The 11,636-nt window shown below is 61.6% G+C and carries 9 protein-coding genes; 4 read left to right on the top strand and 5 right to left on the bottom strand.

What is annotated here, in order from left to right:
* Window positions 1–131: 131 nt before the first annotated feature.
* Complete coding sequence (locus KTR60_RS26475; protein WP_047269403.1) at window positions 132–1,613, top strand: anion permease; 1,482 nt, start codon at window positions 132–134, stop codon at window positions 1,611–1,613.
* Window positions 1,614–1,616: 3 nt separating this feature from the next.
* On the opposite strand, the gene KTR60_RS26470 is transcribed toward KTR60_RS26475, so the two are convergent.
* From KTR60_RS26470 to KTR60_RS26460, 3 genes are read right to left on the bottom strand one after another with little or no spacing between them, the layout of a single operon-like run.
* Window positions 1,617–2,366 carry a succinate dehydrogenase/fumarate reductase iron-sulfur subunit gene (locus KTR60_RS26470; RefSeq protein ID WP_003943253.1) on the bottom strand — a complete coding sequence of 250 codons (750 nt, stop codon included), beginning with the start codon at window positions 2,364–2,366 and terminating at the stop codon, window positions 1,617–1,619.
* Window positions 2,363–4,315, bottom strand: coding sequence for a fumarate reductase/succinate dehydrogenase flavoprotein subunit (locus tag KTR60_RS26465; protein ID WP_007730764.1), 1,953 nt, complete (start codon window positions 4,313–4,315; stop codon window positions 2,363–2,365). The genes KTR60_RS26470 and KTR60_RS26465 overlap by 4 nt, the downstream gene beginning before the upstream one ends.
* Window positions 4,316–5,065: a succinate dehydrogenase cytochrome b subunit gene (locus KTR60_RS26460; protein ID WP_047269404.1), complete on the bottom strand. Its 750-nt coding sequence runs from the start codon at window positions 5,063–5,065 to the stop codon at window positions 4,316–4,318.
* Between the two features lie 156 nt (window positions 5,066–5,221).
* On the opposite strand from KTR60_RS26460, the gene KTR60_RS26455 reads away from it, so the two are divergent.
* Window positions 5,222–6,550, top strand: a complete 1,329-nt coding sequence (locus KTR60_RS26455) for a lipase family protein (protein WP_047269405.1) — start codon at window positions 5,222–5,224, stop codon at window positions 6,548–6,550.
* Window positions 6,547–7,803 carry a hypothetical protein gene (locus KTR60_RS26450; RefSeq protein ID WP_052959792.1) on the top strand — a complete coding sequence of 419 codons (1,257 nt, stop codon included), beginning with the start codon at window positions 6,547–6,549 and terminating at the stop codon, window positions 7,801–7,803. The genes KTR60_RS26455 and KTR60_RS26450 overlap by 4 nt, the downstream gene beginning before the upstream one ends.
* A gap of 52 nt (window positions 7,804–7,855) precedes the next feature.
* On the opposite strand, the gene KTR60_RS26445 is transcribed toward KTR60_RS26450, so the two are convergent.
* Together KTR60_RS26445 and KTR60_RS26440 are read right to left on the bottom strand one after the other, a co-directional pair.
* Window positions 7,856–9,232 (bottom strand): spinster family MFS transporter, encoded by a 1,377-nt coding sequence (locus tag KTR60_RS26445; protein ID WP_003942962.1) that lies wholly within the window; start codon window positions 9,230–9,232, stop codon window positions 7,856–7,858.
* Window positions 9,233–9,284: 52 nt separating this feature from the next.
* Window positions 9,285–10,160 (bottom strand): SGNH/GDSL hydrolase family protein, encoded by an 876-nt coding sequence (locus tag KTR60_RS26440; protein WP_042446375.1) that lies wholly within the window; start codon window positions 10,158–10,160, stop codon window positions 9,285–9,287.
* 136 nt (window positions 10,161–10,296) lie between these two features.
* Here KTR60_RS26440 and KTR60_RS26435 point away from each other — a divergent pair, with 136 nt between their 5' ends.
* On the top strand, window positions 10,297–11,580 hold the full coding sequence (locus tag KTR60_RS26435; protein ID WP_047269447.1) for a PucR family transcriptional regulator: 1,284 nt from the start codon (window positions 10,297–10,299) through the stop codon (window positions 11,578–11,580).
* The last annotated feature ends 56 nt before the right edge of the window (window positions 11,581–11,636 follow it).

Raw genomic sequence — 11,636 nt, 5'->3', positions numbered from 1 at the left:
ACAGCGCCTCGTGAGGACGACTGTACTTCCGGGCATTTTCTCTCGAACTTGGATTGACCGCACGAAAACCTGATGTTTGGGGGACAATCATCTGGGGCGATCACCTGGGGCGACAAGTCGAGGAGATGCAAATGTCCGAGGCCAAATCCGAAAGCACTGAGTCTTTTTCTGAGACGACACCGCCGGCGGAGCCGTCGAAACAATCGGTGCTCAGGCGGTACTACCCGGCTGCGGTGCCCGTCGTCCTCGGCCTGATCATCTATTTCATGCCTGTTCCGGACGGTGTGGATCCCAAGGGCATGCACATGCTCGGAATCTTCGTCGGCACCATCGTGGCGTTGATCTTGCAGCCTCTGCCGACGGGTTCTGTGGCGCTGGTAGGCCTGTCGATCGCCATGATCACCCAGACCGAGACGCCGACGGAAGCGTTGTCCGGCTTCAGCAATACCACGATCTGGCTGATCGTCGCGTCGTTCTTCATTGCCGAAGGCTTCCTGGTCACCGGACTCGGGAAACGGGTTGCACTCATGTTCGTGACCAAGCTCGGCAAGTCGAGCCTCGGTTTGTCCTACGGAATGGCGTTGACGGACTTGATACTTGCTCCGGCGACACCGTCGAACACCGCCCGCGCTGGTGGCGTCGTCTATCCGATCATCGTCTCACTGAGCAAGTTGGAGGACTCCAATCCCGAGCCCGAGGACTCTCGCAAGAAGCTCGGAGCATATCTGCTGCTCACGTCGCTGCAAGTCAACGTCGTGACCTCCGCGATGTTCATCACCGCCATGGCGGGTAACCCCGTCGCCGTCGATGCGGCTGCCAAGATCGGCATCGACATCTCGTGGGGCAAATGGGCGCTGGCAGCATCGGTTCCGGGAATTGCGAGTCTCATCGCGATCCCGTGGGTGATGTCGAAGATCTTCCCGCCCACGATGTTGAAGACTCCGAAAGCACCCGAGCAAGCCAGGGAGGAACTGCGCAAGGCAGGTCCGATCAGCCGCAACGAGAAGATCATGGCCGCTACCTTCGTTCTGCTGCTGGTGCTCTGGTGCCTGGGCTCGCAGCTCAACGTCAACGCCACTACAACAGCATTCGTCGGAATCGGCATCCTGTTGGTGACCAAGGTGCTGACGTGGAACAACCTGGTCCACGACACCGGGGCGTGGCAGACGCTCGTGTTCTTTGCCGTTCTGGTCGGTATGGCAAGCCATCTCGAAGAACTCGGCGTGATCTCGTGGATCGGAACCCAGGTCTCCTCGAGCGTCGACGGTTTGCCGTGGATCTGGGCTTTTGCGATCCTGACCTTGGTGTACTTCTACGCGCACTATCTGTTTGCGTCGAACACCGCGCAGATCATCGCGATGTACGCGGTGTTTCTCGGCGCGGCGGTGGCAACCGGTGCGCCGCCGCTGTTCTCGGCCCTGGTGTTCGGCTTCATCGGCAGCCTGTTCGGCGGTATCTCGCACTACGCGTCCGGTCCGGCCGGAGTGATCTACGGTTCCGGATACATCAAGACCTCGGAGTGGTTCCGAATCGGTTTCGTGATGAGCGTCGTGATCATCCTGATCTGGACGATTATCGGCGGCGCGTGGATGAAGCTGATCGGCGCCTGGTGACGATCAGTTGTCCTTGCGCCGCAATCCGAATCGCATCGATTCCTTGTTGACAGCGGCAATCGCGGTCAGCGGTATCTCCGCGGGACACACCTGCGCACATTCACCGTAGGTCGAGCACGGCCCGAAATCGGCCTCCATCTGGTGCGACATCGCTCGGGCCCGCTTGCCACGTTCGTTGCGGCCCTGCGTGACGAGAGACAGGTGGGTCAGTTTGGACCCGGTGAAGAGGTGCGCGGCACCGTTCGGGCAGGCTGCCACGCAAGCGCCGCAGCCGATGCACGCGGCGAAGTCCAGTGCAGCTTCGGCACTTTGATGCGAGAGCGGCTGACTGTCTGCGTCCGGCGCGGTTCCTGCATTGACCGAAACGTATCCACCGGCTTCGAGTACCCGGTCGAGCGCAGAGCGATCGACGACGAGGTCTCGGACCACGGGAAAGGCTGCGGAGCGGAATGGCTCCAGTTTGATTCGGTCCCCGTCGGAGAAGCTGCGCAGGTGCTGACGGCACGTGGGAGTGTTCGCAACCGGTCCATGGGGAACATTGTCGACCGTGATGCCGCAGGACCCGCAGATCCCTTCTCGGCAGTCGGAATCGAAGGCGATGGGTTCGTTGCCGCTCTCCACGAGTTGGTCGTTGAGTCGGTCGAGGAGCTCCAGCAGCGACATCTCCACCGTCGCGTCGTCTATTTGGTAGGTGTCGAATGCGCCGGACGACTCAGGTCCGGATTGGCGCCACACGTCCACGGTGATTTTCATACGTAGTTCCTCGTCTGCAGTGGAACAGCGGTGAAGGACAACGGCTCGTCGTGTCGAACGTGTCTGCCGTCCTGGGCGGTTTCCCACGCGGAGACGAAGCACCAGTCCTGATCGTTTCGCTGCGCTTCGCCGTCGGGAGTCTGATGTTCGGCACGAAAGTGCGCTCCACAGGACTCGTCACGATCGAGAGCATCGACGCACATCAGTTCGGCGAGCTCGAGGAAATCGGCTACCCTGCCGGCCCTTTCCAACTCCTGGTTGAACTGGTTTCCGCTGCCGGCAACTCGCAGGTTCGACCAGAAATCGGTTCGCAGTGCGCGGATTTCGGCGATCGCCTTGGTCAAGCCCTCGGCCGTTCGGGTGACACCGCAACCCGCATAGAGGATCTCTCCCAGTTGTCGATGGAACCTGTCGGGGCCGTGTGTTCCGCCGACCGAGAGCAGCAGGTCCACCCGACCCCTCACGTCAGTGAGCGTCGACGTCACAGCGGGATCGGACAGTTCGAGTGGAGTGGATCCGAGTAGCGGCGCAAGATAATTCGGAATCGCGTACGGGAGGGTGAACCAGCCGTCGACGCATGCCGAGAGCAACGAATTGGCGCCGAGGCGGTTGGCTCCGTGGTATCCCCAGCCTGCCTCACCACCGACGAACAAGCCGGGGATGGAGGTCATCTGGTCGTAGTCGTTCCACAGTCCGCCCATGGTGAAGTGGGCTCCGGGGGCGATGCGCATCGGCACCGTATAGGGGTCTTCGCTGGTGGCGTCGCGATACATCGAGAACAGATTTCCGTATCGCTCCTCGATGGTCTTGCGGCCGAGCCGTGCCAATGCGTCGCGGAAATCCAGGTACACACTGTTTTTCAGAGGGCCGACGCCGTGACCGGAGTCGATTTGCTCGCGGGCGGCCCGTGAAGAGACGTCGCGGGGAGAGAGGTTCCCGAACGCCGGATATTTGCGCTCGAGGTAGTAGTCGCGTTCGTTTTCGGGAATGTCGCCGGGCTCACGATCGTCTCCGGGCTTGGCCGGTACCCAGATCCGGCCGTCGTTGCGCAGGGATTCGCTCATCAGAATGGTTTTCGACTGCCACTCGGAGTTGACGGGAAGTGCCGTTGGATGGAATTGGATGAACGAGGGTGAAGCCATCAACGCACCGCGTCGGTGCGCTCGCCAGGCGGCCGTGGCGTTGGAATTCTTCGCAAGTGTGGACTTGTGGAATACGGTTCCGTAGCCGCCGGATGCCAGTACGACGGCATGGCCTGTGGTGGCGCCGATCTCACCGGTCACGAGATCGCGTGTGACTATCCCTTGTGCTCGCCCGTCCGAAACGATGAGATCGAGCATCTCGGTTCGGGTGTGGAGGTTGACCGTTCCGGCTGCGATCTGACGTTGCAGTGCCTGCGACGACGCTATCTGCAACTGCTGGCCTGTCTGCCCGCGCGTGTAGTACGTGCGCGACACCTGAACGCCGCCGAAGGATCGGGTGGCCAGAGTGCCGCCGTACTCGCGAGCAAACGGTGCCCCGATGGCATTCATGTGATCGATGACGCGTACGGATTCTTCGGCGAGACGGAAACAGTCGGCCTCACGGCCCCGGAAATCACCGCCCTTCACCGTGTCCTTCACGAAGCGGGCGAGACTGTCGTTGTCCACTTTTCGAGCGCGAGCGGCGTTGATGCCTCCTTGCGCGGCGACGCTGTGTGCACGGCGGGGTGCATCGTGGAAGGTGAAGGACTCGACGTGGTAGCCCAGTTCACCGAGGGAGGCGGCGCAGGCCGCGCCGGCGAGGCCGGTACCGACGACGATGACCGTGAACTTGCGCCGGTTGAGTGGGCTGACGAGCTTGTAGTCGAGTTTGCGAGTGGGCCAGGCCGTCGCCGGATCGCCGGCCGGGACCTTACCGTCCACCGGTGTCCCGATGCTGCGCAGATCGTCGAGTTCGAAGCTGTTCACTTATGACGCTCCTGTCTTCGAGATGGCGCCGGTCATGACCGCGATGGGGATCGACATGTTTCCGACCATCACGACGAGCGCAAAGATTCCGGAGAGTGCAACGCCAATCTGGCGCAGTCGTTGGCCGGTCACGCCGAGATCGTTGACCGCGCTCCAGAGTCCGTGCGCGAGGTGCATTGCCAGCAGAGCCATCGCGACGATGTAGAACGCTGCCACCAGCGGACGCTCGAAGCTGGCAATCAGATTGTCGTATGCGTAACTCTGTGTGCGCGTGGCCGCTTCGTACTCGCTGCTGCCGATGGGTCGGGTTCCGGTCGTGAGGTCGAGTATGTGGAAAATGACGAATAGCAGCAGCACAGCTCCGGTGACGGGCATCGTGCGCGCTGTAAAGGACTTGATTCCCAGACCTTTACGTCGAAATTTTCCTCGAGCTCGGCGTCCGCGGACGGTGAGCAGCCAGGCACACCAGACGTGTGCGACCAATGACGCGAGCAAGACGATGCGAAGAATCCACAGAAGTCCCTCGTAGGGCAGGAAGGGTTCGAACACCGTTCGTAGCCAGTGTGCGTAGTCGTCGAAGTGATCGGCACCGGTGTAGACCTTCAGGTTTCCGATCATGTGGACGAGAACGAAAGCGGCGAAGATCAGTCCTGTCACGGCCATCAGAATCTTGCACGTGATGTTGGACGGCCGCGGTCGAGCTTGGAGTGAATCGCCGGTAGCTCGCGATACACGGGTCGGAGCACTCACAGACAAACCTCCCACGCCAGACTTGCCGGACAGGTGCCGTCAGCCTAAGCCCGATCGAGGTTTTCGGCCAACGGATGGGTGCCCGACTTGTCTGTTAATGCAGGTGAATGGGAGTGTAGGGGTGCTCATTACCCGAAAGTAAGGAACTCGTGAACGATGTTTGACTCGACGTGGCGACGGTGGTCATGGCGCGCCGGAACGGCATCGGCCCTGGCAGTGGCCTTGTTTGCGGTGGGGTCGCCGGCTGGTGCGCAGGAGACCGTCGACCTGGCCGACGTGTTCAACCCGTTGGTCGTGAAGGCACTCCAAGGCGCTGACATTTCCACCGAATTGACTCCACTCGGGCTCTCGTCCGATGATCCGTGGTTCGACGAACCTGAAATCGAGCCGGGTACCGCCCCCGGCACACTTCTCAAAGCGCGTCCGGTCAGCGTGCAGGTCTACCAGGTCCGTCCCGACGTGGTCTCGGCTCACCAACTCATGTACACCACCACTGATCACTTCGGTCGGCAGGTGATCAGCACCGGAATTCTGATGATTCCCGAGGACGGAACTGCGCCAGGTGATCGCAAGATCATCGGATACGCCGAGGCGAACGACAGCCTCGGCGCGAACTGCGCACCAAGTCACCAGTGGACCGGCGGCAATCAGAGCGACCCGGCGATGTTCTCGGCGCTCGGCCCGGTGGCTCAGATGTTCGGCCACGGCTGGGCAGTGATGATGAGCGACGTCGGCAACGACGGCGACACTGCTCCCCATCCGTTCTCGATCGGACAGTTTTCAGGGAAGGCAACGCTCGACGGCGTCCGGGCAGCACTCGCGCTTCCGGAAGCCGGCCTCGAATCAGACACCCCTGTCGGCATCTACGGTGTCGCCGGAGGCGGTGTCGCAGCGGGCTTTGCCGCGGAACAAGCCCATGATTATGCGCCGGAACTGAACGTCCAGGCCAGTGCCATTCAGGCGATGATGATCGACCCCGCAACGTTCGAGGAAACAGCGGCCGGTGGGATCGGTTCCGGATTCGTCTTCTCGAGCATTCTCGGATTCGACGCGGGCTACCCCGACGTTCGGCTCGACGACCATCTGACTCCGATCGGTCACAACGTCGCCGCAGCCTTCCGCGCGTCCTGCCAGGCGCTCTACCTCGGACTCCCATTCGTTCCGTTCGACGTCCTACTCACCAACCCTTCGCCCCGAACGATCCCTGCGCTGGCCGCGGCGTACGCGGACAACACGTTGGGAAAGCAGGCGCCGGCTTCCAAGCTTCTGATTTCTTCCTGTGAGGACGACTTTCTCGTTCCCTTCAGTGAGGCAGAGCAATTGGCGCAGACATATCGAGCAGACGGCGGCAGCGTGGACCTGCTCCCGTCGCAGTGCGGGCCGCTCGATTACGTGACCAACCTGTACAAGACGGTGACCGATCAGCTGGGTATGCAGGACATCGCCTGGCTGGCAAAGACGTTCGACGAAGCCGAGGGACGATGAGCTTGCGGAAGTCTCTGACGCGCAGGGATTTTGCGCGCACGGTTCTCGTTGCTTCGGCAGGTATCGGCGGTGCCGTCGTACTGGGAGGCAGGGCGTCCGCGGGTACTGGTGAGCTCGACAGGTACCTCGACCTGGAAGCAGTGAACGCAAACGCCGAAGCCACGGGCGGCCTGCATCCTTCTCTGCCATCGGATTCCGCGACGCTGCGGTCTTTGGTGGATACCGCCCGAGCCTCGGGAGTGGATCCGCATCGCTATCAGACACTGCTCAAGCAGTACTGGCTCGCGGTCGGGACGGAGTCGGCAGGTATCGATCTCGCTTCGTGGACTCCGTTCGACGGTGTGCACGCGAATCTCGGAAACCTCACCAACACTTTCCAGTTCTACGAGCGACTCCAGCTCGAGCATCGAGAGCTGCAGTGGGCAGGTATGGGAGGAATGGTCGGGCCCGCTTTCGCCGGTGGACTCCTCGACTTGGACTACGGGCGGGTTGTGCTGGAAGTCCAAGCGATCAGCGAGGCGATGGCACTGGTCTGGCGAGAGATCGACCGCATCGGGTCGCCGGTTGCATCGTCGATGGGAGCACCCGAGGACATTGCGGCACTTCTCGAGGTCGGCCACGAGATTCGCCCCGAGGACGTGATGTGGTTCCAGGGGAAAGTGATTGCGATGAGCAAACACATCTTCTCGGACCTGATTCCCATGCACATGGCGTGGGTTCACGACGGTGTCGACGGCATCGCCGAACTCGATCGCGCAGGGCTGCTCGACGAGAACGCCCGTATCGCGTGGAACAACATTGCTTCGGGGACACCGGAATCGGTCTTCGACGGCAATGTGCGTCTGCTGCGAAGGGAGCAGTACCAGTCGGTGGGTGATCAGTGGGACGAGGCGAAGGCCTACCGCGGCAGCGTTGGTCGCTCGTTGACTTACCTGACCACCTTCGCCGCATCACCGTCGATGCCTGGCGTCGTGCCGCCACGCGAGTCGAACCCGCTCTCGTTCGCGGTGGGCAATGCTGTTGTGCAAACGCCGCTTCCGGACTTCAACTGGGCGGACCGGGATGGTCGTTGGACCTACATCAACGATCAGTTGCTCCCGGTCTACAACAACCTGATGAAGAATCAACCGGAACTGTGGCGAGCGACGCTGGCCGCGCCCGTCTCCGTTCGGATAACCGAGCAGCGAATGATCGCTCGCTTGCCGGACATGTTGCGGTCCATGTTGTCGACTCTGGCGATTACGGTCAACTGAACTCGGCGGTGGCGGGGCCTCAGGGTCCCGCCACCGCCCGTGAACTTGTCGGTCAGGCCTGGCTCAGCTCCGCTTGCATGCGCGCGGAGTCCTTGCCTACAGTGCGGGTAGCCAGGTAGATGAATACCGCGGTGAGTGCCAACATGATCGGCACGAGATACATGGCCGAGTTCAACCCGTCGCCGGCGTACTGAGCCAACTTCCCGGTACCGGCATCTGCAAGCGCACGCTTGGCGAACCAGTCCGAGATCGCTCCAACGGCAACCGGTCCGGAGAATCCGCCGAGAAGGTACATGGCAGCGAAGAACAGCGCCGTCGCAGTGCCGCGGAGCCTGGGAACCACGACGTCGTGAATGGCAGGGTAGACGCTGATGTAGAAGCCGTAGGCCAGAAGCCACCCGGCCGAGAACAAGAGCGTGAACATCACGACGTTTCCGCCGTGTTGCAACAGTGCCAGCGCCGTCAAAGGTGCCGCCAATGCCGAGGTTCCGACACCGATCATCAACCGTGCGCGCGGTGAGCGTGCGCTGGCCTTGTCCGCGTAGCGAGCGCCGAGAAGCAATCCGATCAGGCCCGTGATTCCGACGATGATGCCCGTGACCGATGCCGCCGCAGTCAGCTTCAGGTGGTACTGGCGCATGAGCAGTGGGACGACAAACGAATTCACTGCGTAGGCGGCGAAGTTGAACGTCAGCCCGGCAAGGATGAGCCAACGAAGCGTGGGAATTGCGAGCAGACGACGGATCGGGCGGGTGATCGGTGCCTGTGAAACAGCGGCTGCGCGGGCCTCCGGACTTTCGGAACCACCACGAACCGGATCTGCCATGCGGTAGAGCACGACTGCAAGCAGGACACCGGGAATCGCCGCGAGGAAGAACGGTGCACGCCAGCTGTCGAATGCCTCGGCGATCTTGCCGACGGTGAAGTAGGCGAGCATGAGGCCAATTGGCAAACCGAGCATGAAGACACCAAGTGCGCGTGAGCGTCGTTCCGCCGGGTAGATATCGCCGATCATCGAGTTTGCTGCGGGTGTGAAGGTTGCTTCGCCCACACCGACGCCGAGACGCGCGAGGATGAACAGCACGTAGCTGCCGGCGGCACCGGTTGCTGCCGTCAGTCCGCTCCACACCAGGAGTCCGATCCCGATGATCTTGGGACGGTTCTTCGTGTCGGCCAACCGGCCCAGAGGCAGTCCTGCGACTGCGTAGACGAGGGTGAATGCAGAGGTGATCAATCCCAATTGCAAGTCACTGAGCGAAAACTCGTTCTTGATCGGCTCGGCAACGACCGAGGGGATCGCCCGGTCGAAGAAGTTGAGCATGTTCGCGAGAAACAGGGCGACGAGTGTGCCGCCGAGAAGTTTGTCACGTGTTCCGACAGGGGCGCCGTCGACGGACGGCAGCGGCGGAGCGTCTCGTTGAATTGACATGATTGTTCCACCCTTTTCGCGAGTGCTGAATGAATTGTGCTGGGGGAGAAGCTCAGGACAGAGCGTCGGCGACCGTTTTCCCGATCGCCTGCATCCCGGCCGCAGTGGGATGCAGTGGAACCGCCGGCTGGGTAGGGACGATTCCCGTGTAGTAAGCAGTGGCAGGGTCCGTGCAGATGTCATGCCCGGCAGTGGTTTCGGTGATGTCGATGTACTCGACGCCGTGACGGGCCGCAGTTGCTGCCATGACCGTGTTGCCGTAGTCGATCACACTCTGGAGATAGTCGGCGTCGCGCGGCCAGAACGGCTGAGTGCCGGGGCAGCCGCCACCACGGATGTATGTTCCGTATCCGACCACGACGATGCGCGCCGAAGGTGCTCGATCCTGCGCGACTTCGATCATGGAACTCCAACCTGTGGACGCATTTTCGATCATTTGTCGCTGTTGATCGACGCCACCGGAGGTGAACTTGTCACGGCAGGACGTTCCGGCGGGTTCGGGGAGTGGATTGACGCAACTCAGAACTGTCGGGAACAACGAGATGTCGTTGGCACCGATGGTGATGGTGACGAGGTCGGTATCAGGCCCCAATGCTGTTGCCTGCGGTGATACTTGACCGGAGAACGTCGATTGTGCGGTGTCCGTGACGTTGGCGGATCGCGCCGACGAGCAGGTCATATCCGTGAGTTGAGCGCCGAGTTCTCGCGCCACCACGGACGGGTAGTTGTCGAGTGATCGTAGACAGCCCGGTGACGACGAGTCCTGCGCGGTGACCAGTGGGCCGGCCGCCGCGGAATCGCCGAGTGCGACGTACTGGATAGTGCTGACCGGTGTCTCGGCACTCGACACACCGGTCCCGAGAGCCGCGATCGAACCGGCAGCCACGACGCCTGCCAGAATGGCTGCGCTGCGCGTTTTCCACGTCACTCGAGGCTCCTCTTGGTCGAAGGTGGGACTTCCAGTTACGCCGCTGATTGTGAATTCGTGAGTGGCGTGGGTTACATAGTGATAGGAAAAAGGCAGGTCGGCCTTGTGGTGGCAATTCAATTCTGTGGAGGGTTTTGTGTCAGGAAACAAAAATCTGCCGTTCGAGCCGATCCTGGTTGGTGGCAGATCTCTGGCCGACCGACTGGCGCAACGCACCCATCCACTGGTCATTGAGACAGTCGATCTGGTCCACCGCGACGTCACCTTCTACCGGTTGCTCCCTGACGAGGCATTGCGTAACGACGTCACCACCATCGTGAGGCGCAATCTGGAACTGTTCATTTCGATGCTGCGGACCGGCGCCGATCTGACGCCCGAGTTGCTCGCCGACATCAGCGAATCGGCTCGCCAACGGGCTCAGGAATTGGTTCCACTCGGTGAGGTGCTGCGGGCATATCACCTGGCAGCCGGGCTGTGGTGGGAGACCATCAGCGAATGGGCGGTCCCGGAAGACGGTGTCGCACTTGCCCGCACCGGACGACTCCTGAATGCATACACCGCGGCCTCCGCGTCGGCGGTTCTTGCCGGCTACGGTTCCGACCATGCCACCCAGACGGACGAGGATTCTGCGCGAAGGTCATTGTTCGTAGCACTTTCGACGGGTGTCGATGTTGATCGGGTCTCCGACGATGTGGGCATCAGGTTGGCGCGCCTGTACTGGGTGGTGGCGCTGCACGTCGAACGGAATGACGACGAGTCCTCGACCGAGGTGGACACTGCCGTCGCCGAGCGGAGAAAGGTGCGCCACCTGCAACGAGAGCTCGATCAGGTGGGGCGTGACAAAGCGCTCGGGGTGCTCGGGAGCAGTGGCGGAGCCGTACTGATTCCTATTGTGGAATCGGAACCCGCTGAGGGGAACTGGGCGTCGAGTCCGCAATATCTTTCATTGTGTCGACGATTGGGTGATCTCGAGAAGGTCATCGGTGCATCGACGGTTGCCGCCGTACATGTCGCGGCACCGCCCGCAATTCCCGCAGCGGTGTCGCAGGCGCGCGAGGTGCTGAACGTTGCCCGAAAGTACGGCCGTACAAGTGGGGTCGTGCGTCTCGAGGATCTTGCAGTCGAGTATCAACTGACCCGCCCGAGCGCTGCGCTGCCGATCCTCGCAGATGTGTTGTCGCCGTTGGAGTCCGATCCTGCCGTGCTCGAGACGCTCGAATCTTTCATCGACTCCGGATTCGATCGAGCTACCACCGCTCGGCAGTTGCACGTACACCCGAACACGGTCGTGTACCGCCTGCGTAAAGCGAGTTCGCTGACGGGACTTGACCTGTCGTCACCGAAAGATCTTGTACAGGTCACCATGGCGCTGGGAGCGCGTCGCGCGCTCGGAATGGAGGCGGACTCTTCCCAAACGTGATGCGTCTGTGGTTCTCTGTGAACGTGTCTGATTCTCGGATTGGCAATCCGGCCGGG

It is taken from the genome of Rhodococcus sp. C1, from assembly GCF_020809065.1.
GTDB classification, from domain to species: Bacteria; Actinomycetota; Actinomycetes; order Mycobacteriales; family Mycobacteriaceae; genus Rhodococcus_F; species Rhodococcus_F qingshengii.
The sequence above is the reverse complement of the archived record's forward strand: the minus strand, read 5'-3'. Positions and strand labels throughout refer to the sequence as shown.

Excerpts from the sequence above, each read along its gene's own strand:
- KTR60_RS26470 (WP_003943253.1), bottom strand. The coding sequence starts at position 2,366 with ATGAAAATCACCGTGGACGTGTGGCGCCAATCCGGACCTGAGTCGTCC.
- KTR60_RS26475 (WP_047269403.1), top strand. The coding sequence starts at position 132 with ATGTCCGAGGCCAAATCCGAAAGCACTGAGTCTTTTTCTGAGACGACA.
- KTR60_RS26455 (WP_047269405.1), top strand. The coding sequence starts at position 5,222 with ATGTTTGACTCGACGTGGCGACGGTGGTCATGGCGCGCCGGAACGGCA.
- KTR60_RS26450 (WP_052959792.1), top strand. The coding sequence starts at position 6,547 with ATGAGCTTGCGGAAGTCTCTGACGCGCAGGGATTTTGCGCGCACGGTT.
- KTR60_RS26445 (WP_003942962.1), bottom strand. The coding sequence starts at position 9,232 with ATGTCAATTCAACGAGACGCTCCGCCGCTGCCGTCCGTCGACGGCGCC.